We start from the raw sequence: 21,511 nt of genomic DNA, 5'->3' as shown, positions 1-21,511 counted from the left end.
GGCCGCTATCGTACTGCGACATGACGGTGCGTGGTGAGTTGATCACCGGAGCGGTGGACCGTGGATGGTCCCATGATCTCGTGATGACAGCGCCCGGGATCATGGGCAGCGAGCTGACCGGCACGGCCACCGGCGCAACGCTCTGGGGCGTACGCCCGATCCGTCATGACCGGTGAGCGGCAGGTCGCCGTCTATCCGGTCGGCATCGGCGAGTACGAGGACCCCGCTCTGGAACGTCTCGCGGTCGACGCCGAGATCGAGCGGATCTGCCGGCTGCTGGCCGTGTTCGGCGGGCGGCACATGCCGTGGCGGGCGCCGATGGGGGAACGCGGCGCCGATGCCGTCGACCGGCGCCTGGCGGAGTGGCGTGACGGTGATCCGGACGGCGACACGATCCTGTACTGGGTCGGCCACGGCTGGTCCAACGACGACAGCGCGGCTCTGGCGCACTGCTTCAGCCCCGCTCATGTCGGCGCGACGGGCCTGCGCCCGGACGTCCTGGCCGAGACGATCGCCGACCGGCAGTCGATGTCGCCCGCGTCGTGGGCCGTGGTGATCGTCGAGGCCTGCCGGTCGGCCCGTTTCGTGGAGCTCGTCGAGTCGTCGCTGGGCCGCATGCCGAACAGCCCCGGCAAGGTTCTGCTGGTCGGCATCTCCGGCGCCGGATCGATCCGGCTCGGCACGTTCGCGGACGCGCTGGCGCACTGTCTGGAGAACACGTTCCGCGCCGAGGAGACCGTCGAGCTGTGGGACCTGGCCCGCGAGCTCGAACGCACCCTGCAGGGCAGCCACGTCGTCCCGCGCCGGCTGGGCGACTCCGCGCTGCGGCGTTCCCTGCCGGCGGTGATCACGCCGCCGGTCACGGTCGACGTCGACGACGAGCTCAAGCGCCTGCTCGCCGACCTTCCCGACGACGTACGCCGGCACTTCCTCACCAAGGCGCAGGGCGGTGAGACCGGTGAGCTGCTCTGGTACTTCGAGGGCCGTGAGTCCGAGCTGACCGGACTCGCGTCCTGGTTGCGGAATGCCCGTTCCGGGATGCTGGTGGTCGCCGGTGAGCCGGGCAGCGGCAAGTCGGCTCTGCTGGGTCAGGCGGTGGCGTTGTCCCGGCCGGACCTCGTCGAGGTGATGACCCGTCAGGGACTGATCGGTCCGGTCACCGACGCCGTCCGGCCGCCTCCGGACGCGTTCGACACCGCGCTGCTCCTGACCGGTCTCACGGCGGTCGACGTCATCGGCCGGATCGCTGCGAACCTCGGACTCGGGCCGGTGCCGATCTCCCCGGGTGCGGTCGGCGACCGGCTGAAGTGGCTGACGAACACGCTGTCGGGCAGGGCCACGACCCTGCTCTTCGACGCTCTCGACGAGGCTCAGGAACCGCTCCTGCTGGCCGGCCGGGTGCTGCCGGCCCTGGCCTCGATACCCGGTGTCCGGGTCATCGTGGGTACCCGGCACTCCACACAGGAGGGCCCCGACCTGCCACCGCCCGCCTCCAACGACCTGATCGAGGCACTCGGCGCGCAGGAGACGATCGAGGTCTCCCGGGACACCGGAGCGGTCCGGCGGTACGTCCGGCGCCGGATCGGGTCGCTGACGCCGGCCACGCCCAAGGTCGCGGAGCGGATCGCCGCCGCGATCGCGAGCCGCCGCCAGCACTTCCTCTACGCCCGCCTCGCGGTGCACGAGATCGCTGCCCGGCCCGAGCTGCTCGAACCGATCTCCGTGGACATGCTCGCCGAGCTGCTCGACGGTGGCCACCGCGGGGTGTTCGCGGCGGCGGTGAAGCGGCTGGCCCAGCTGGATCCGGCCTACCCGGTGCTGTTGCGGGCGCTGAGTCTGGGCCTGGGACGGGGGCTGCCGATCCGGGACGGGATCTGGGAGCTGATCGCCTCGGCGCTGCCGGGCGGGGAGGCGGTCGACGAGCCGGCCATCTCCGGTCTCCTCCGGGACGCGGCGCCGTACCTCATGGTCGACATCGAGGGCGGGCAGAGCGTCTACCGGCTGGCTCACCGGACGTTCCAGGAACATCTGCTGAACCGGTCGGGGACCGACCTGGCCACCCTGCACCGGCGGATCTTCGGTGTCCTGCTGCCCGCCGGGACCCGCAACCCATATGTCGTCCAGCATCTGGCGGGGCACGCCGCCCACGTCGGCCTGGCCGCGTGGGGCCTGCTGGCGTGGCGGCTCGACGTGCTGGACGATCTGGACCCGGCGGGCGTGGTCACCGCGGACTCCGGTGCCGGGGACCAAATGCTGCCCCAGGCCGTAGCGGCGGTCCAGGCGGCCCAGAGCACCCTGCTGTCGGCTGACCGTTCGCTGCGCCGGGTCCTGCGGCAGCTGGCCATGGCGCGGAACTTCGGCGTCACGGACTTCCGCGGCGAACCGGTTCGCGCCGACTTCTGGCACCTGCGCTGGGCGGCCCTGACGACCCACCCGCGGCACGTCGTCCTGCACGGCCACGAGGGGGCGGTACGGGCGCTCGGCGCCTTCGGGGCCGGTGGCCGGCCGCTGCTGGCCTCGGCCGGCGACGATCAGACCCTGCGTGTCTGGGACCCGCAGACGGGCGTCGAACTCGGGAGGCTCACCGGCCACATCGGACCGGTGAACGCGCTGATCGGACTGCATACGAAGCTTCTCGCCTCGGCCGGCGCCGACGGTACCGTCCGGCTGTGGGATCCGGTGCGCGGCACGGAACGGCGCAGGCTGTCCGGTCATGAGGGGCCGGTCCTCGCCCTGGCCGAGCTCTCTCATCGGGTGCTCGCCTCGGCCGGCGCGGACGGCACGGTCCGCTTGTGGGATCCCGTCACGGGTGAGGCGATCCGGGTGCTGCGTGGTCACGCCGGAGCCGTCCGGGCGCTGACCGCGCTTTCCGGGAGCGGCCTCGTCACGGCGGGACAGGACGGCACCATCCGATTCTGGAACGGTCTAGACGGCACCGAGAACCACAAACCCATCACGGCCATGGGGGTACGAGACATCGCGGCGCTGCCCGCTGCGGGCGGTGCCACGCTGATCGCGGCGGTGGGACGGTTCGACGGCGTCCGGGTGTGGGACCCCGGCACCGGCGCCGAGCTGGAGTGGTGGCGCGACCACCTCGGCGACGGTCACGCCCTGGCGGTGCTACGGCAGGACGGGCGCACGATGCTCGCCTCGGGCGGCGCGGACCGGACGGTGGTCCTCCGGCGCCTGTCCGGCGGGGCGTCGGGTGTCATGACCGGGCACACCGGTTCGATCGACTCGCTGGCGGTCCTGCCGATCCGCTACAACCGGCCGATGCTCGCCTCGGCGGGCGGTGACCGGACGATCCGCCTCTGGAAACCCCGCGTCACCGACGGTGAGTCGGACCCGCTGGAACGACCGAACGCGATCAGCGCCCTGGCGATGATCCCGGCCGGCGGGCGGGACCTGGCCGTCTCGGCCGGCGCCGCGGGTGTCCTGCGTCAGTGGGACCCGGAGACGGGGGAGGCCGGGCGGGCCGGCGGCGAGGTGGGGCTGAACCCGGTGATGACCGTACTGGCCGGACCCGGGGGCCACGCGATGGTTGCCGCGGCCGGCACGGAGGAGGACATGCCGGTACGGCTGTGGGCTCCCGCCTCCGGCCGGATGATCGGCGAGCTCCAGGGGCCCGGTGGTGCGGTCACGGCTCTCGCGGCCGTTTCCGGGGCCCCCGGTCACAGCCGGCTGGCCGTGGCGTACGGGTCAGTCGTGCGGATCTGGGATCCGGCCACGGGCGCGGCCGTCGCGGAGCTGACCGGCGGCCCGCCGAACTCCGGCGGCGACGTGATCCGGGCGATGGCGGCGGTCACCGGCCGGGACGGGCGGACCCTGCTCGCGACCGCCGGCCGGCGGGGCGAGGTGTGCTGGCAGGACCTCGATGACGGATCAGTGGTCGCCGGCACCGGGGAGAACCGCGGCGACGGCGTCCGGGTCCTGACGGCCCTGCCCACGACCGGGAAGGGAGCCGTCCTGGCCGCAGGGGGCGACGGCGGTGTGATCCGGCTGTGGAACACCGGGAACGGGCGGCTGATCGCCGAGCTGGCCGATGACGCCGGCCGGATCACCGCGATGACGCTGGTGCCCGGTACCGGCGGGCGCGTCCTGCTCGCGGCGGCGAGCGGGGACGGTGTGGTGCGGCTGTGGGATCCCCTGCAACGGAGACTGCTGGCAAGCCTGCCGTGCGACTTCGGCCTCAACGCGCTCGCCTGGGCCGGTGGCTGCCTGCTCGTCGCGGGCGACGACGGGATGCTCGCCGCCCGGTTCCGGCTGATGGACCAGCTCAGACGTGATAGCCGCTGACGGCGCTGCCGAGGCGCTGGGCCATGCCGGCCAGTTCGGAGGCGGTGGTACGGGCCTCGTCGGCGCTCTGGGTGGTCTGGTTGGCGGTGGTGGCGACGTTGGTGATGTCGGCGGCGATCGTTCCGGAGCCGTTGGCGGCCTGGGCCACGTTGCGGCCCATCTCGCCGGTGGTGGCCGTCTGTTCCTCGACGGCGGCGGCGATCGTGGTGGCGTAGTCGTTGATCTGCGCGATCACGTGGCCGATGTCGCCGATCGCGGCGACCGCCGCGTCGGTGTCGGACTGGATGGCGGCGATCCGGTTGCTGATGTCCTCGGTGGCGCGGGCGGTCTCCTGAGCCAGGTCCTTGACCTCGGACGCGACGACCGCGAAGCCCTTGCCGGACTCGCCGGCGCGGGCCGCCTCGATGGTGGCGTTGAGGGCGAGCAGGTTGGTCTGCTCGGCAATGCTGGTGATCGCGTTGATCACCTCGGTGATCTCGGCGCTGGCCTGACCGAGCTTCGCCATCGTGTCGCTGGTGCGCTGAGCCGCGGTGGTGGCAGTCCCGGCGACCTGGGCGGCGTCGCCGGCGCTGGTGGCGATCTCGCGGATGGAGGCGCTCATCTCCTCGGTGCCGGCGGCGACGGTCTGCACGTTGGAGGAGATGACCTCGGCCGCAGCGGAGACCGAGCCGGCCTGGTCGGCGGTGGTCTGCGCGGAGCGGGTCAGCTCCTCGGCGATGCTGGACAGCCGGTCGGACGTGGCGGCCAGGGCCTGGGCGTCGTCGCGCACGTGCCGCACCGTGGTGGCGACCGTCGACGCCGTGCTGTTGAGCGCCTTGGCCAGCACGCCGATCTCGTCGGTGCCGTTGATCCGGGCGCGGGCGGTCAGGTCGCCGTCGTCGATGTGGCGCAGCACGTCCACGCAGTGCGCCATCGGCCGGGTGATGCCCCGGGCGAACAGGATCGCGACGCCCACGCCGATCAGCAGGACGATGACGATGGCGACGACGACGATGGTGCGGCCGCTGTGATAGGCGGCCTCGGCGTCGTCGTGGGCGGCGGTGGCCTGGGCGATCGTCGTCTCGGACAGCGCGATGACGGCCTCGCGCATCTCGGTGATCAGCGGCTGGACCTCGTTCTGCCGGACGGCGAGCGCCTGGGCCAGCCGACCGTCGGCGGCCAGGGGGAAAACCCGATCCAAGGCGATGGACCGATACTTCTCCCAGGCGCTGCCGAACCGGTCCAGGCTGGCCCGTTCGGCATCGGTGACCATGTCCATGAGGTCGGCGGACTGCTCGGCGACGTTGGTCACCTCGGCGTCGAAGTCCTGTTTCTCGGGGGCGCGGCTGGCGGCGTCGTCTGCCAGCAGGTACCCCAGGAAGCTGATCCGGGCACGGTTGAAGGACGAGCGAAGGTCGGCGACGGTCTGCGTCTTGAGAGTCTGCCGATACTCCTGCTCGCTGTTGTCCGCCAGGTCGGACATCTGGCTGAGCGCGAAGACCCCCACCGCGCCGCCCAGAGTGGCCACCAGCATCACGACCACAAGGATCTTGTTGCCGATCCTCACGTTGCCGGCGAGCCGGGCGGCCGATCGTACGGGCTCGCTCATGACGTCGTCCCCTCTCGTCTGGGATCCACCCCGGAAGGAATCATTGCCGGTGAGAAACGCTCGTGCTGTGGGTTTCCGACATGACGGGGCGGTTGTGGCTGGTGGATTCCGACATGGATGAGGGCCGTGTGTGACTCGTAGGGTGTGCGGCATGCCGAGCGAGCTCGAGTACCTGGACCTGCTCGCCCGTGAGGCGGCGCTGATCGAGTTCGAGCGGCCGGTGCTGGCGGCCCGCACCGCGGGCGCGTCCGGCGACCGTCTCGACGAGCTGGAGCAGGCGAAACTGTCCGCGCTGAGGGTACGGGCGCTGCTGGAGCGCCGCCGCCGGCGTGAGGAGGAGCTGTCCGCCCTCTACGACACGGCAGGCGACCTGGCCGGGCTGCGTGACGTGGACGCGGTGCTGCGGGCCATCGTGCACCGGGTCCGGACGCTGCTCAACGTGGATGTCTCCTACATGACGCTCAACGACGCCGAGCGCGGGGACACGTACATGCGGATCACCGACGGCTCGGTGGCGGCCAGTTTCCAGACGCTGCGGCTGCCGCCCGGCGCGGGTCTCGGCGGGCTGGTGGCGCTGACCGGGGCGCCGTACGCGACGGCGAACTACCCGACCGATCCGCGGTTCCGTCACACCCACGACATCGACGAGGGAGTCGGTGACGAGGGGCTCGTGGCGATCCTGGGTGTGCCGATGCGGCTGGGATCGGCGGTGATCGGGGTGCTGTTCGCGGCGAACCGGGCCGAGCGCCCGTTCGGCCGGGAGGAGGTCGCTCTGCTGTCCTCGCTGGCGGCGCATGCGGCCGTCGCCCTCGACACGGCCCGCCTGCTCAGCGAGACGCAGACCGCATTGGCCGAGCTGTCCGCCGCGAACCAGGTGATCCGGGCGCACAGCGCCTCGGTCGAGCGGGCCGCGGCCGCCCACGACCGGATGACCGCCGTCGTGCTGCGCGGCGGAGGGGTCGAGGACGTCGCCGCCGACCTGGTCGGCGTGCTGCAGGGAGCGCTGCTGGTGATCGACGCCGACGGCCGCGCGCTGACCACGGCGCGTACCCCGGACAGCCCCGCCGGCCTGCCGGAACCGGCCGGGGCCACGGTCGAGGAGGCGGTCGCCGCGTCCCGTGGTGAGGGCCGCAGCGTCCGGCGCGGTGATCTGGTGATCGCGGCGGTGGTGGCCGGCGCCGACAACCTGGGCGCCCTGGTGTTCCGTCCCGGCAATCCGCTGACCGACGCCGACCAGCGGATCCTGGAACGGGCCGCGCAGGTGACCGCGTTGCTGCTGCTGTTCCGGCGGACCGTCGCCGACGCCGAGGCCCAGGTGCGCGGCGACCTGCTGGACGACCTGATCAGCCGCCCGGTCCGCGATCCCGAGGCGGTCCGCTCCCGGGCCGCCCGCCTCGGCCTGGACATCGAGGCCCCGTGGGTGGTGGTGACCGCCGGGGACGACACCGGCGACGGCCTCGGCCAGCGTGCCGCGTCGTGGGCGCGGACGTTCGCGGCCGGCCGCCGCGGCCTGGCGATGCCCCGCGACGGGCGCGTCGCGCTGCTGCTGCCCGGCGCCGACCCGGCCGGGACCGCCCGGCTGGTGGCCCGCGAGCTGAGCCGGACGCTGGGCCGCCCGGTCACGGCGGGCGGTGCCGGTCCGGCGCGAGGGGCGGCGGCGGTGGCCGGCGGCTACCGGGAGGCCGACCAGTGCCTGAGCGCGCTGATCACCCTGGGCCGGTCCGGCAGCGGTGCGGGTGCCGCCGATCTCGGGTACGTGGGCCTGCTGCTCGGCGACCGCCGCGACGTCGCCGGGTTCGTCGGCGGGGTGGCCGGGCCTGTCATCGACTACGACGCCCGCCGGGGCACCGCGCTGATCCGCACCCTGGAGGCGTACTTCGAGGCCGGCGGTGGCCTGGCCCGCGCTGCCGAGACCCTGCACGTGCACGTCAACACGGTCACCCAGCGGCTGGACCGGGTGGCGCAGCTGCTCGGCGAGGACTGGCAGAGCCCGGACCGGGCGCTCGATCTTCAGCTGGCGTTACGGCTGCACCGGTTGCGCGGCCCCCTGGGTGACGCCACCACCTGAACGGTCCTCAATGTGTGGCCCCGCTCCATGGGTTCACCACCGGTCCCGGCCGTAGCGTCCGGCGTACCACCGAAATCTGTGAATCCCCGGAAGGACCGCCATGGCCACGATCGCCACCGAACGTGCCGGAATAGTCAAGGTCGTCTTCGCGTCGCTGGTCGGTACCGCCGTGGAGTGGTACGACTTCTTCCTCTACGGTTCGGCCGCCGCCCTCGTCTTCGGCACCCTGTTCTTCCCCTCGTCGGATCCGGTCACCGGCACCCTGCTGGCTTTCGGCACGTACGCCCTCGGCTTCGTCGCCCGCCCGCTCGGCGGCATCGTGTTCGGACACTTCGGCGATCGGGTGGGACGCAAGAAGATGCTGGTCGTGTCGCTCATGGTGATGGGCGTGGCCACCGTCGCGATCGGACTGCTGCCCACGTACGCGACGATCGGTGTCGCCGCGCCGATCCTGCTGCTGACCTGCCGCCTCGCGCAGGGTTTCGCGGTCGGCGGGGAGTGGGGCGGCGCCGTGCTGATGGCAGCCGAGCACGGCGACGACGCGCGCCGCGGGTTCTGGTCGTCGTGGCCGCAGGCCGGCGTGGCGCTGGGCAACCTGCTCGCCACCGGGGTGCTGTGGGTGCTGGCGCTGGTGCAGTCGGACGAGGCGTTCAAGTCCTGGGGGTGGCGGATCCCGTTCCTGCTCAGCGCGGTGCTCGTGCTGGTCGGGCTCTGGGTGCGGATGACGGTCGAGGAGTCGCCGGTCTTCAAGGAGACCCAGGCGCTGCTCAAGGACCGCCGGCCCGACCACCAGCCGCTGCTCGAGGTGCTCCGCCGCTATCCGCGTGAGGTGCTGCTGGCGATGGGCATGCGGCTGGCCGAGAACATCGGGTACTACCTGGTGACGGTCATCTCGATCACCTACCTGACGACGTACGCCGGCACGTCGGCGGACAAGGGCATGATCCTGACCGCGCTGCTGATCGGTTCGGCCGTGCAGTTCGTCGTCATCCCGCTGATCGGGGCGGTGTCCGACCGGGTCGGGCGCCGACCGCTCTATCTGACCGGTGCGGTCGGGCTCGCGATCTGGATGTACGTCTTCTTCGGACTGCTGGAGAGCCGCTCCGAGCCGAAGATCATCCTCGCGGTGCTGGTCGGGCTGGTGCTGCACGCCCTGATGTACGCGCCGCAGGCGGCCTTCTTCTCCGAGCTGTTCGGCACCTCGGTCCGCTACACCGGCGCGTCGGTCGGCTACCAGCTGGCGTCGATCCTGGCCGGGGCGCTCGCGCCGATCATCGCGCTCAAGCTGCTCGGTGACGTGACCGACCCGAACCCGACCGCGGTGGCGATCTACATGACGGTCGCCTCGGTGCTCACCGTCGTGGCGGTGCTGCTGGCGAAGGAGACCGCGCGCACGTCGCTGAAGCACGACCGCACTCTCGACGAGGCCGCCGACTGACCTGCGGCGGATGGGGTCACGCCGGGGCCGCTCCTCTGTCATCATCTCCGGCGTGATTCGCCTCTACTCGCTGTTCGCGCTGATCGACCTCGTGTTGATCATCGCCGCGTTGATTTCCTGCCTGTCCGCCGAGGAGCACGAGATCCGGGCCTTGCCGCGGATCGTCTGGGTGATCCTCATCCTGCTCTTCTCGCCGATCGGCCCGATCGCGTGGTTCGTGGCCGGTCGTCCGGCCCGTCCGATCAAGCTCAGCAACGGCCAGGTCTGGCAGCCGGGCGGCGGCTTCCCGGAGAACCAGCGGCCCCGGCCCACCGCGCCCGACGACGACCCCGAGTTCCTCCGTGGCATCGCCGACCGCCAGAAGAAGGAGGACGACGACATGATGAGGAAGTGGGAGGCCGACCTGCGCCGCCGCGAGGAGGACCTGCGCCGCCGGGAGGACGGCGAGAAGGAGTAATCGCGCACCCGGGCGGCGACGAGCCGTTCCGGGAACGCCGCCCGGAACGGAACCGCATCGATGGCCATTGATCATGCACCGGCGTAGGTTGACAACGGAAACCTACTGAAGGAGGCCGCGCCGATGACGCTCCGTGACAAACCTCCGTTCCGGGCCGACCACGTCGGCAGTCTGCTCCGGCCACCGCGGCTGCTCAAGGCCCGTGAGCAGCGCGCCCTCGGCGAGATCAGCGCCGACGAGCTGCGCGCCGTCGAGGACGACGCGATCCGCGAGGTCGTCCGGATGCAGCGCGACGTGGGACTGCGCTCGGCCACCGACGGTGAGTTCCGGCGCACCTCCTGGCACATGGACTTCATCTACCGGCTCGGCGGGATCCGGCCGACCGACGAGAAGATTCAGGTGCATTTCCGCAACGAGAACGGCGAGCTCGACTTCGAATCGGCAGCGCTCGCCGTCGACGGGCCGATCGGCCTGCGGGAGACGATCTTCGGGACCGACTTCGAATACCTCGCGGGGCTCGTCGGGGACGGCGTCACCGCGAAACTCACGATTCCGTCGCCGAGCATGGTCCACTACCGGGGCGGGCGGGCCGCCATCGATCCGGCCGTCTACCCGGAGGAGGAACGGTTCTGGGCCGACCTCAGTGCCGCCTACGCCGAGCAGGTACGCCGGGTCGCGGCGCTCGGCTGCCGCTATCTGCAGCTCGACGACACCAGCCTCGCGTACCTCAACGACCCGGCGCAGCGGCGGCTGCTCACCGATCGCGGCGACGACGCCGAACACCAGCATCTGCGCTACATCCGCCAGATCAACGCGGCGATCGCCGGGCGCCCGGACGGGCTCAACGTCACCACCCACATGTGCCGCGGCAACTTCCGGTCCTCGTGGGCGGCCGAGGGCGGGTACGACTTCGTGGCCGAGGCCCTGTTCAGCGAGCTTGCGGTCGACGGCTTCTTCCTCGAGTACGACGACAACCGCTCCGGCGGGTTCGCGCCGCTGCGGTTCGTGCCGCCCGGCAAGACGGTCGTGCTCGGGCTGGTCACCACGAAACGCGGCACCCTCGAATCGAAGGACGACCTGAAACGGCGCATCGACGAGGCGGCCCGCTACGTGCCGCTGGAGCAGCTCTGCCTGTCGCCGCAGTGCGGGTTCTCCTCCACGGTCGAGGGCAACGTCCTGACGTACGACGAGCAGGTCGCCAAACTCAGCCTGATCGCCGAGACCGCCGCCGAGGTCTGGGGATAGCCGGAGTCGACGTCGGCCGGCGTGCCCGGGTCACTCGGGTGAAAGTCAGCGATCGCTAGGCTGGCGGCATGAGTGATCGCCCGCTGACCCTGATGGCCGTGCACGCGCACCCTGACGACGAGGCGTCGAGCACCGGCGGGGTTCTCGCCCGCTATGCCGCGGAAGGCGTCACGACCATCGTGGTGACCTGTACCGACGGGCGTTGTGGCGACGGACCGGACGGGGTCAAGCCGGGAGAACCCGGCCATGACCCGGAGGCGGTGGTCGCGGTCCGCCGCCGCGAGCTGGAGAGCAGCTGTGCCACCCTGAAGGTGAGCCACCTGGAGACCCTCGGCTATCAGGACTCCGGGATGATGGGCTGGGACACCAACGACGCGCCCGGCTCCTTCTGGTCGGCGCCGGTGCCCGAGGCGGCCGCCCGGCTCGCCGCGCTGATCGAACGCCACCGGCCGGACGTGGTGGTCACCTACGACGAGAACGGCGGCTACGGCCACCCCGACCACATCCAGGTGCACCGGGTCACGATGGCTGCGGTCGACCTGGCGGGCAGCGTGGCGAAGGTCTATTGGAGCGTCATCCCGCGCTCGGCGATGGAGGACATCGGCGCCCGGATGCGCGCGGCAGGGATCGGTCCCTCCGCGGAGGAGATGGCCGAGATGCCGCCGATGGGGATGCCGGACGACCAGATCACCACCTGGGTCGGCGTCCGCGACGTGGTCGACCAGAAGTTCGACGCGCTTGCCGCACACGGCAGCCAGAGCGACGGCGCGTTCTTCCTCGGGTTCGGCAGGGAGGCCTTCGCCGAGATGATGGGCACCGAGTGCTTCCTGCGGGTCCGCGACACCACCGGTGCGCCGCTGCCGGAACGGGACCTCTTCGCCGGGCTTCGGTGAACTAGGGATCGAGGGGACCCTGACCACCGCCGACGGCAGCGCCCCGGTCGCCGGCGCGCGCCTGCAGATCACGGCCTGTTCCGGCACACCCGGCTATCTGCTCCCGGAGGCCGTCACCGACGAGTCCGGCCACTACCGGCTCGAGCCGCTGCCGGCCGGTCGCTACCGGATCGGCTTCTACTTCGCCGACACCGGAGACCAGCTGTGGGCCCCGCACAAGACCCGCGAGACCGCCGTCTCCCCGGCCCCTGGGCGACCATCACCACGGGCGCCCTGACCGCCATCACCGTCACCGAGCGCTGAAGCGTCACTCCGATCACGGTCGCACGTCGGGGAAACGTACCGGCCGTCGCTGGATACCCGCCGGACCGGCCGCCGCGTGGCGGCGGCCGCTCATCCGGCAGTACGGGGATCCGTCGTGACGGGCGGCCGGGCTCCGGTGAGGGCCTCGCCGACGGCGGCCAGTAGTTCCACGGCGGTGAACGGCTTCTGGACCATCCGGGTGGTGGCGGGGATGTCGTAGCGGGACCGGAGTTCGGCCTCGCTGTATCCGGACATGAACAGCACCCGCAGGCCGGGATGGCGTTGCACGAGCCGGTCCGCCACGGCCGGGCCGGAGCGGCCGGGCAGCACCACGTCGGTGATCAGCAGGGCCACGCCGGTCAGGTCGGTTCCGGTCACGGCGTCCTCGCCGGCCGCGACGGTGTCGTAACCGTTCTCCCGCAGGATCCGGACCACCAGATCCCGTACATAATCCTCGTCCTCGATGACCAGCACCCGCTGACCGGCGCCGCCCGGTCGCGCGCACGGTTCGGGATCCGGGCGGCAGGACTCCGGTGCCCCGGCGGCATAGGGAAGCAGGATGCGGAACGTCGTGCCGGTGCCGAGGACCGACTCGACGCTGATGTGACCCCCGGCGTCGCCGACGACGCCGTAGACGGTGGACAGCCCGAGGCCGGTGCCGCGATCGGCCGGTTTGGTGGTGAAGAACGGTTCGAAGAGGCGGTCGCGGACCTCGGCGGTCATCCCGGTTCCGGTGTCGCTCACGATGAGCCGGGCGTAGCGGCCGGGCGGCAGCGGTACGGCAGGCTCGTCCCGGATATCGCAGCAGTCGGTCTCGACCATGACGACACCGCCGCCGGGCATCGCGTCGCGGGCGTTGATGACCAGGTTGAGCAGGATCTGATCGAGGCGGCCGCGGTTGGCCCGGACCGGGACGGCGGCCTGACGCGGACGGCAGACCAGTCGGATGCCGGCGCCGATCGTGCGGGCCAGCAGCTCGCCGGAGCCGGTGACCACCTCGTTGAGATCGACCACGTCGACCTGGGTGGGTTCCTGTTTGGCGAACAGCAGCAGCTGCCCGGTGAGGGAACGGGCCCGGCCGGCGGCGTCCCGGATCCGGGACAGATCAGCGGCCGCGTCGCCGGTGACCTCGTCGGCCAGGAAGTCGGCGTAGTTCAGGATGATCGCGAGCAGGTTGTTGAAGTCGTGCGCCACACCGCCGGCGAGGTGGCCGAGGCTCTCCAGCCGGGCGGCCCGGATCGAGCGTTCGGCGGCCCGCCGCTCCTCGGCCTCCCGGCGTTTGCGCTCGGTGACGTCGCGTTCGGTGGCGGCCGCGGCGACGACCCGGCCGTGCCGGTCCCGGATCGGCGAGACCGTGACCGACACCAGGAACGGCGTGCCGTCGCGGTGCACCCGCCGGGTCTCGTCGAGGACGATCTGCCCGCCGCCGGCCAGGACAGCGAGGGCATGCTCCAGGGCGTCGCCACGGTCGGCGGGGAGCAGGTCACCGAACGGGCGGCCCAGCACCTCGTCGGCGGCCCATCCGTACAGGCGTTCCGCCCCCTTGTTCCAGACGGTCAGGGTGCCGTCGAGGGTGCAGGCGATGATCGCGTCGGCGGACTGTTCGGCGACGGCGGCGAGCATCTCCCGCTCGGGGGCGTCGTCGCCGGGCGCGGGCCGGAGGCGCCCGGCGAGCCAGCCGAGCAGGCCGGCGCCGGCGATGGCCACGGCGGTTGCCGCGCCGCCTCTCGGAAGCATGATCATCGGACCACCTTCCCGCTCCGCCTGGCCGGATACCGGTACGGTAGTCCCCGTTCTGACCGATGTCTGGAGAATGTCCGGCTGTGGCGCGGATCGCTGTCTCGCGGCCGCGCCACAGCGATCCGCGCCACAGCCGGGACGTCAGGCGACGGCGCGGATCGCGGCGGCCACCCCCGTCAGACGTGACGACGGGATCCCGGCCAGGTTGATGCGGCCGGACGGCAGCCCGTACACCCCATGGTCGGAACGCAGGCTCCGCATCGCCGCCGGGTCCAGGGGAAGGGTGAGGAACATGCCGCGCTGATCGCCGAGACCGGCGAAGCCGGTGAGCGCGGCCAGGCCGTCGCGCAGGCCGCCGAGGCGCTGTCGCATGGATTCCAGCTCGGCCCGCCAGCGGACGGTCAGCGCCGGATCGGTGAGGATCTCCTCCACGATCGCGGCGCCGTGCGCCGGTGGCTGCGAATAGCTGGCCCGGGCGATGTTCTCCAGCAGGGTACGCGCCTGCTCGCGCCGCCCCGCGTCGTCGCCCAGGACGAACGCGCACCCGGTCCGCTCGCTGTAGAGACCCCACGCCTTCGACCCGCTCACCGCCACGACCGCGTCCGGGACGTCCCGCAGCAGCCGGCGCATCCCCTCCAGATCCTCGTCGAGGCCGTCGCCGAGCCCGAAATAGGCCTGGTCGACGAAGGGCACCACACCACGCCGGGCGAGTGCCGCGGCCAGCCGGTCCCAGAGGGCGGGCGGCATGCTCAGCCCGGTCGGGTTGTGGCAGCAGCCCTGCAGCAGCAGCACGTCACCGGGCCGTGCCGCGTCCACGGCCGCCAGCATCGCCGAGCCGTCCGGGGTGACCCGATGGAGTTCCGTGCGCAGACCGGCCGCCGCCAGGATCGCCGGATGGTTGACGTAGGCGGGCGTGCCCAGCAGCACGGTCCGGTCCGGCCCGGTGGCCGCCAGCAGCTCGGCGAGCAGGCGCAACGCGCCCGTACCGGCGACCGTCTGGACCCCCGCGGCCCGCGCCGACAGCCTTGCGTCGGCGAACAGCAGCGCCGACATCGTCTCCAGGAAACGTTCGTTGCCGGCCGGGCCGACGTAGGCCTTCGACGGCGACCGGCGCGCCAGCCGTAGTTCGGCGGTGCGGACCGCGTCCATCACCGGAGCGGTGCCGGAGTCGTCCCGGTAGACACCGACGAGCAGGTCGAGGACGTCCGGCCGGGCATCACGTGCGCAGTCGGCCGTCAGCTGCCAGAGCGGGTCGGTCGTGGTGCGGGGACTGGTCAGCAGCATGAGCGGCGGTTCCTTCAGATCGAGCCGGCATCAGGTTGAAGGCGACGACACCGGCGATGACCAGGACGAACCCCGGAATCCCGGTGAACGGTTCGCCGAACAGGGGCAAGGCGGCCAACGCGGTGACGACCGGGCTCAGCGCACCCAGGCTCGCGGCGGTGCGACTGCCCAGACGGCGGATCGCGATCGGATAGCAGAGCGCGGCCAGCACGCCCACCCCGGCACCCTGCGTCACCAGGTAGAGCAGGACGTCACCGGCGGCGGCGGTTGCGTGGATCAGGTTCGAATCGGCCGCGCCGGTCATGATCGACAGGGCGGACACCAGGGCCGACGGCAGGCAGAGCGCGATGACCGTACCCACCGGATCGAGAACGGTGACCCGCAGCGACATGGTGTAGACCGCCCAGAAGGCGCCCGCCAGGATCAGCACGAGAGTGCCGGTGCCGGCCGGCCGGCCGCCGGCGAGCGCGACGCCCGCGAGGATTCCGGTGAGTGCGGCCACTTGCGGCCTACTGATCTTCGAACCCCTGATGCGGTACGCGAGAAGCGCCACGAAGATCGGGACGGTACCCGGAATGACGAGCCCCACGAGCGCCGCACTGGTCAGGCGCCCACCGGCCGCGGCCACCAGGAAGAAAGGAAGTCCCGCCCCGGCACACATCCCCGCCAGGACCGTCGGCCGTTCGCCGCGCAACCGCCGCAGCGTGCCCGGGATCCAGGGACTGAGCAGCAGCAACGGCGTGACGAAGCGGATCAGCGCGGCGTCCATCGTGGTCAGTGAGGACGTGCCGATCCCGCGGATGCCGAGCGCGAACGCCGCCCACACCGCGACGGTCACCGCCATCGCGGCAAGTCCTCTTCGCATATGTGGAACGCTAGGCCGTCAGTCGGGGCAGCCGATTGCTAATTCATGCGTGATCGGTAGCCGCTTTGGCAGAATCTGCCACATGAGAGACCTGGACGACATCGACCGCCGGATCCTGCTCGAGTTGCAGCGCGACGGCCGGATCAGCAACCAGGAGCTCGCCGACCGGGTAGGGCTGTCCCCGTCACCGTGTCTGCGCCGGGTCCGGCTGCTGGAGGAGTCCGGGGTGATCGCCGGCTACCGGGCCGTCGTCGACCAGGAGGCGGTGGGCCTGCCGATCACTGCGTTCGTCCGGATCACCCTCGAGACCCACGGCCAGGACGTCGTCGAACGGGTCGAGGCACGGATCCGGCAGACCGCCGAGATCGTCGAGGCCTACCTGCTCGCCGGTGACCAGGACTATCTGCTCAAGGTCACGATCGATTCGTTCTCGTCGTACGAGACGTTCGTGCGGACCCGGCTGCGGACCATCCCCGGCCTGGCCTCGATCGAGACGACGTTCGCCTTCGGAGTGACCAAACAGGTCTCCCCGCTGCCGGCCTGACCAGCACCCGCCGGCACAGGTGGACGGCCAGGGCACCGGTCGCGCCAGCGCCGCCCGGCAAGCGTCGACCCGGCCACGAGCAGCGGGGCCAGCACGAGTTTCAGCAGCAGCGTCACCGGACACCAGGGCAGGGCCGCCGGGGTGACTTCGGTGGCTACCGTGCGTCGGATGTGGAGTCGCGTGCGTGTCCGGCTGAGCCCGGTGTGGTCGCCCGTCCTCGTGGTCGTTCTCGCGGCCGCCTTCGTCGTCGCGCCACCGCTGATCGCGGGGATCGGGCCGTCCGGTGGCTTCGCCGGGGAGGCCGGGCTCCGGGACGCCTTCGGTGCGGCCTTCGGTGGCTACTGGCGCTCCGGTGGTCCGGCGTTCACCCCGGATCTGGACGGCGTCGTCGACTACTGGCTGCGCTATCACCTGGTCAAGGCGGTGACCGCCGGAGCGCTGCTGCTCGTGCTGACCGTTCTCGGAGTCCGGCTGTGGCGGGCCTTCGCCCGGGCCGGCCGGCTCGGCGTGCCACGGCAGGCGGCCCTGGCGTCGGCGGGTGTGCTGGTCACCCTGCTCGCGCTGTTCTCGCTGGCCCTGGTGATGGCGAACGTGCAGGGCATGGTGACGCCGTTCGCCTCGCTGCTGCCGATGCTGGTCGACGGCTCACCGGGCGGGCCGGCGGCCGTGACGCTGGAACAGGTCCGTCAGGGATTGGCCGGCGACGGGCCGGCGCCGGCCGCGCTCACGGTCCTGGTCGACGACTTCACCCGCTATCACATCGCGATGGCGGTGATCGCCACGGTGGTGGCGGCCGGGCTCGCCGTCGCCGGGGTGCTGCTGTGGCGGCGGTTCGCGGCGACACCCCGGCCGGACCGGTGGGCACGTCGGGTGCTGGCCTCGTACGGTGTGCTCGCGTCGCTGTTGCCGCTGCTGGCGGGTGTCATCGCGGTGGCGAACACGACGACGGCGCTCGATCCGGTGCCCGCGCTGGCGGCCTTCTTCGAGGGCGGCTGGTGACCGGTGTCCGACCCGTACCCGTGGGTGCGGGTCAGCGAGGCGGGCGGGATGACCCTCTACGGCGGCTGACGCTGATCGTCTCCGACGGGGCGATCGAGCACGTCTTCCACCCGATCAGCGAGCCGGCCTCCCACGCCGCCCAGGTCGTGGACTGGCTGAGAGGCCGGCGTCGCGAGGATCAGTGGGCGATCGGGCAGCCGCCGGTCAGCTTGCCGAGGAACGCGTTCGGGTCGTAGTAGTGCTCGACCTCGAGCAGCTTGAGGTCGTCGTTCACCTTGGCGACGCTCATGCCGTACATCTCGATGGTTTTGCCGTCGGGCTGGTAGCCGTGGTACTCGCCCTCGAAGGCGCCCCAGTGCCGCCACTTGAAGGTGACCACCGGAGGCGGGCTGAGGACCTCGAGGACCTCCCAGTAGAAGCCGTTCGGGAACGCGCCGTGGAAGATGTCGTGCTGGCTGTCGAACGACTCCTTGCCCACCCGGTAGAAGGGCGAGTCGCCGATGAGCACGTTGTACGAGCCCTGGTCGGCGATGTCCTGCGCCGATGCCCAGCCGCCGCCGTTGATGTTGGTGCGGAAGTGCTCGCTGACCATCGAGACCCAGGTCGCCGGGTCCTTCTTGTGTGAGACCTCCATCTCGAAGACCTGCACGATCGACTCGACGATCGCCTCCAATGAACCCGGGGCGTGGTCGGTGGTGCGCTGTTCGGGCATCACGATGTGTGACAGGTGGTAGTCCGGGGTGCCGTGGCGGAACTCGGACGGGTCGGCGGCCTCGATCACGGCGTCACGGCCCTGCAGCCACAGCGGCGTCTCAGACAAGACTGGGGTGTCCTTCCAGCGAGGGGCAGGGGGTGTCGACGTGTTGCGCTTTGGTTACCCCCCGTAGTTCCAAAAGCGGTGATCACCATATCCACGTTGGACCTGCGCGAAAAGACCCCATTGGTTAACACCTATTTGCAGAAAGACTTATGTATTAACGTCCGACAAAATCAAATGCGGATACGCATCTCGGGGCGCCGGTGAACTCTCCGTGACACGCCGAGCATCACCTACAAAACCTGTGGGGTTTGTGGTTTGCTGGGGGCAGTCTCACACCCCCGGAGGGCGCGATGCCGGACCACTGTACCGAGCGGCCATCGATCGCGGCGGCACCGCGATGACCAGCACCGTCACCCGCAGCGCCCCGGGTCTGGACGCTGATCCCGGCACTGTCGCGATCATCGGTGGCGGAGCGAGCGGAGTGCTCACCGCCCGCGCGATCGCGCGGGATTCCGCATGGCGGACAGTCCTGATCTCGCCGGAGAGCCGGCCCGGCCGGGGAGTCGCCTACGGTGCTGCCGAGCCCTGGCACCTGCTCAACTCCCGCGCCGCCGCGATGAGCGCCGACGCCCGCGACCCCGAGCACCTGCTCCGCTGGTGCCGCGCCCGTGGCCGGGCCGCCGAGCCGACCGATTTCCTGCCCCGGTCCGTCTTCGGTGAATATCTCGCCGACCAGTTCACCCATGCGGATCGGTCCCGGTCGGCGCATCATCGGGCCACCGCCATCGGGGTACGCGCGGGCACGCGCGGCTATCTCGTCACCGACGACTCGGGTACCGAGACGCTCGCCGAGCACGTGGTCCTGGCACTCGGCAACCCGCCGCCGTGCGTGCCGTCCGGGGTGAGCGAGGCCGCCCGCCGGGACGTGGCGTTCGTCGCCGACCCGTGGGCGCCCGGAGCCCTCGACGCGGTACCCGTCGACCAGCCGGTGCTGCTGCTCGGCACCGGCCTAACCGCCGTCGACGTCGCACTGACGCTGACGCGGGGCTCGCGTCGCGTACCCGTCGAGGCTCTTTCCCGCCGTGGCCTCCCGCCGCTGGCCCATCCGGCGCTGCCCGCCGCCCCCGTCGCCCTTGATCTTCCGGCCGGCGCGGCCCTCGCGCCGCTGGTGCGCCGGGTTCGTGCCGCCGTCGAGGCCGGCGCCGACTGGACCGCCGTGGTCGACCACGTGCGCACCCGCGCCGACCACCTGTGGAACACCCTCGATCCGGCCGCGCGCGAACGGTTCCTGCGGCACGCCCAGCGATACTGGGAGGTCCACCGCCACCGGATGGCACCACCCGCGGCCGCCCGCTTCGCCTCCCTGCGTGATCAGGGGTTGCTCCGCCTCCGCGCCGGCCGTCTCGTCTCGATCGAACCGCACCCGGACGGCGGCCTCACCGTCGTCGTCGAGGGCGCCGCGCCGCGTCGCTACGGCGCCGTGATCACCTGCACCGGGCCCGGGCCGCTGCCGTGCTCGGCCGGTCCGCTGCTGGCGGGCCTGCTCACCGACGGCCTGGTCCGCACCGGCCCGCACAACCTCGGCATCGACACCGACGAGAACGGTCAGGCCCGCCCCGGCCTGTGGGTGGTCGGGCCGCTGCGCCGGGGCCGTCTGTGGGAGGCCACGGCCGTCCCGGAGATCCGCGCTCAGGCCGACCGGGTCGCCGCCGCCCTCCCGCACCCCGCCCTGCAGCCCGCGCGCTGACCCCCTGCCGCAACTGCTGCGCACCACCGCATGCCGTGCTCGCACATGCGGGCATTGAAAGAGATTAGTGCTCGCACGTGCCGCGGGTTAGAGTGCTGCCGTGACGGTGTTTCGGATCGGTGAGGCGGCGGAGCTGCTCGGCGTCAGTGCGGACACCGTCCGTCGCTGGATCGACGCGGGGCGATTGCCGGCGGATCGTGACGAGGGCGGCCACCGGATGATCGACGGGGTCGAGCTCGCCGCGTTCGTGCGGGCCAAGGGCAACGACCCCGACGAGCGGTCCGACGAGTCGTCGGCGCGCAACCGGCTGCGCGGCATCGTCACGGCGGTCGTCAAGGACACCGTCATGGCTCAGGTGGACATCCAGTGCGGACCGTTCCGGGTGGTGTCGCTGATGAGCCGGGAAGCCGTCGACGAACTCGATCTCCAGGTCGGGTCGGTCGCCGTGGCAGTGATCAAGTCGACGACGGTGGTCGTGGAGCGATCCAGCCCCGTGTCTCACAAGGGGAGGATCGGTTGAGGATGCGTTTCGCCGTGGCCGCCGGGCTCACGGCCGGGATGGCCCTCGCTGGATGCGGCGGCGGGAAGGCCGGTGAACCGATGGCGTCCGGCAGTGCCGTCACGGGGACGATCACCGTCTTCGCGGCGGCCTCGCTGACCGAGTCGTTCACGACGATCGGCAGGCGGTTCGAGGTGGCGCACCCGGGCACCACGGTCACGTTCAACTTCGCCGGCAGTTCGGCGCTGGCCACACAGATCAACGAGGGCGCGCCCGCTGACGTGTTCGCGGCGGCGTCACCGAAGAACATGCAGGCGGTGACCGACGCCGGCACACCGGCCACGTTCGTGAAGAACCAGCTGGTCATCGTGGTGGCCAAGGGCAACCCGAAAGGCGTCGCCGGGCTCGCCGGCCTGACGAGGCCGGACCTCAAGGTGGCGCTGTGTGCCGAGGCGGTTCCGTGCGGGGCCGCGGCCAGGACGGCGATCGAGGCGTCCGGTGTGAAGGTCACCCCGGTCACGCTGGAACAGGATGTGAAGGCGGCGCTGTCGAAGGTGAAGCTCGGTGAGGTCGACGCGGCCCTGGTCTACCGGACCGACGCGAAGGCGTCGGCGGCCGATGTCGACGCGGTCGAGTTCCCCGAGTCGGCGAAGGCGATCAACGACTATCCGATCGTGGTGCTGAAGACCGCGAAGAACCCGGCCGGTGCGCGGGCGTTCGTCGACTACGTGCTCTCCTCGGAGGCTGCCACGGTTCTCACCGGCGCCGGATTCCAGGCACCCTGA

General features: G+C 71.6%; 18 protein-coding genes. 13 read left to right on the top strand and 5 right to left on the bottom strand.

The window, feature by feature from the left end:
• Window positions 1-20 precede the first annotated feature (20 nt).
• Together CLV67_RS52215 and CLV67_RS35960 are read left to right on the top strand one after the other, a co-directional pair.
• Window positions 21-176, top strand: a complete 156-nt coding sequence (locus tag CLV67_RS52215; RefSeq protein ID WP_170154122.1) for a hypothetical protein — start codon at window positions 21-23, stop codon at window positions 174-176.
• Complete coding sequence (locus CLV67_RS35960; protein WP_106326586.1) at window positions 166-4,296, top strand: WD40 repeat domain-containing protein; 4,131 nt, start codon at window positions 166-168, stop codon at window positions 4,294-4,296. Before CLV67_RS52215 ends, CLV67_RS35960 begins: the two co-directional genes overlap by 11 nt.
• On the opposite strand, the gene CLV67_RS35955 is transcribed toward CLV67_RS35960, so the two are convergent.
• Window positions 4,277-5,884 carry a methyl-accepting chemotaxis protein gene (locus tag CLV67_RS35955; protein WP_170154121.1) on the bottom strand — a complete coding sequence of 536 codons (1,608 nt, stop codon included), beginning with the start codon at window positions 5,882-5,884 and terminating at the stop codon, window positions 4,277-4,279. The genes CLV67_RS35960 and CLV67_RS35955 overlap by 20 nt on opposite strands.
• A 151-nt stretch (window positions 5,885-6,035) precedes the next feature.
• Between CLV67_RS35955 and CLV67_RS35950 the strand changes: the two genes are divergently transcribed.
• The 6 genes from CLV67_RS35950 to CLV67_RS35925 all read left to right on the top strand — a co-directional run bounded on the left by CLV67_RS35950 (window position 6,036) and on the right by CLV67_RS35925 (window position 12,262).
• Window positions 6,036-7,952, top strand: a complete 1,917-nt coding sequence (locus tag CLV67_RS35950) for a helix-turn-helix domain-containing protein (RefSeq protein ID WP_203737150.1) — start codon at window positions 6,036-6,038, stop codon at window positions 7,950-7,952.
• A gap of 100 nt (window positions 7,953-8,052) precedes the next feature.
• Window positions 8,053-9,390 (top strand): MFS transporter, encoded by a 1,338-nt coding sequence (locus CLV67_RS35945; RefSeq protein WP_106326580.1) that lies wholly within the window; start codon window positions 8,053-8,055, stop codon window positions 9,388-9,390.
• Between the two features lie 52 nt (window positions 9,391-9,442).
• Window positions 9,443-9,847: a PLD nuclease N-terminal domain-containing protein gene (locus CLV67_RS35940; protein WP_106326578.1), complete on the top strand. Its 405-nt coding sequence runs from the start codon at window positions 9,443-9,445 to the stop codon at window positions 9,845-9,847.
• 123 nt (window positions 9,848-9,970) lie between these two features.
• Complete coding sequence (locus CLV67_RS35935; RefSeq protein ID WP_106326576.1) at window positions 9,971-11,092, top strand: 5-methyltetrahydropteroyltriglutamate--homocysteine S-methyltransferase; 1,122 nt, start codon at window positions 9,971-9,973, stop codon at window positions 11,090-11,092.
• A 68-nt stretch (window positions 11,093-11,160) separates the two neighbouring features.
• A complete protein-coding gene (locus CLV67_RS35930; protein ID WP_106326574.1) occupies window positions 11,161-11,985 on the top strand; it encodes a PIG-L family deacetylase in 825 nt (274 codons plus the stop codon).
• Window positions 11,942-12,262 carry a carboxypeptidase-like regulatory domain-containing protein gene (locus CLV67_RS35925; RefSeq protein WP_106326572.1) on the top strand — a complete coding sequence of 107 codons (321 nt, stop codon included), beginning with the start codon at window positions 11,942-11,944 and terminating at the stop codon, window positions 12,260-12,262. Before CLV67_RS35930 ends, CLV67_RS35925 begins: the two co-directional genes overlap by 44 nt.
• 116 nt (window positions 12,263-12,378) lie before the next feature.
• On the opposite strand, the gene CLV67_RS35920 is transcribed toward CLV67_RS35925, so the two are convergent.
• The 3 genes from CLV67_RS35920 to CLV67_RS35910 all read right to left on the bottom strand — a co-directional run bounded on the left by CLV67_RS35920 (window position 12,379) and on the right by CLV67_RS35910 (window position 16,177).
• Complete coding sequence (locus CLV67_RS35920; RefSeq protein ID WP_106326570.1) at window positions 12,379-14,031, bottom strand: hybrid sensor histidine kinase/response regulator; 1,653 nt, start codon at window positions 14,029-14,031, stop codon at window positions 12,379-12,381.
• Between the two features lie 138 nt (window positions 14,032-14,169).
• Window positions 14,170-15,312: an aminotransferase class I/II-fold pyridoxal phosphate-dependent enzyme gene (locus CLV67_RS35915; RefSeq protein WP_106326568.1), complete on the bottom strand. Its 1,143-nt coding sequence runs from the start codon at window positions 15,310-15,312 to the stop codon at window positions 14,170-14,172.
• Entirely contained in the window at window positions 15,245-16,177 is a 933-nt protein-coding gene (locus tag CLV67_RS35910; protein ID WP_106326566.1) for a DMT family transporter, read from the bottom strand. The genes CLV67_RS35915 and CLV67_RS35910 overlap by 68 nt, the downstream gene beginning before the upstream one ends.
• Before the next feature lie 82 nt (window positions 16,178-16,259).
• Here CLV67_RS35910 and CLV67_RS35905 point away from each other — a divergent pair, with 82 nt between their 5' ends.
• On the top strand, window positions 16,260-16,721 hold the full coding sequence (locus CLV67_RS35905) for an Lrp/AsnC family transcriptional regulator (RefSeq protein WP_106326563.1): 462 nt from the start codon (window positions 16,260-16,262) through the stop codon (window positions 16,719-16,721).
• A 168-nt stretch (window positions 16,722-16,889) separates the two neighbouring features.
• Window positions 16,890-17,720, top strand: coding sequence for a hypothetical protein (locus tag CLV67_RS35900; protein WP_106326561.1), 831 nt, complete (start codon window positions 16,890-16,892; stop codon window positions 17,718-17,720).
• 178 nt (window positions 17,721-17,898) lie between these two features.
• On the opposite strand, the gene CLV67_RS35890 is transcribed toward CLV67_RS35900, so the two are convergent.
• The gene (locus CLV67_RS35890) at window positions 17,899-18,540 is read right to left on the bottom strand and encodes a SnoaL-like polyketide cyclase (protein ID WP_106326559.1); all 642 of its coding nucleotides are present in this window, start codon (window positions 18,538-18,540) and stop codon (window positions 17,899-17,901) included.
• Between the two features lie 337 nt (window positions 18,541-18,877).
• Here CLV67_RS35890 and CLV67_RS35885 point away from each other — a divergent pair, with 337 nt between their 5' ends.
• From CLV67_RS35885 to modA, 3 genes are all read left to right on the top strand, one after another.
• Window positions 18,878-20,227, top strand: a complete 1,350-nt coding sequence (locus CLV67_RS35885; RefSeq protein WP_106326557.1) for an FAD/NAD(P)-binding protein — start codon at window positions 18,878-18,880, stop codon at window positions 20,225-20,227.
• Window positions 20,228-20,327: 100 nt separating this feature from the next.
• Window positions 20,328-20,747 (top strand): TOBE domain-containing protein, encoded by a 420-nt coding sequence (locus tag CLV67_RS35880; RefSeq protein WP_106326555.1) that lies wholly within the window; start codon window positions 20,328-20,330, stop codon window positions 20,745-20,747.
• Entirely contained in the window at window positions 20,744-21,511 is a 768-nt protein-coding gene (gene modA, locus CLV67_RS35875) for a molybdate ABC transporter substrate-binding protein (protein ID WP_203737151.1), read from the top strand. Before CLV67_RS35880 ends, modA begins: the two co-directional genes overlap by 4 nt.

Source organism: Actinoplanes italicus (assembly GCF_003001815.1).
Taxonomy (GTDB): domain Bacteria; phylum Actinomycetota; class Actinomycetes; order Mycobacteriales; family Micromonosporaceae; genus Actinoplanes; species Actinoplanes italicus.
Note: the sequence above shows the minus strand (reverse complement) of the source record. Positions and strands in the feature narration are given on the sequence as shown.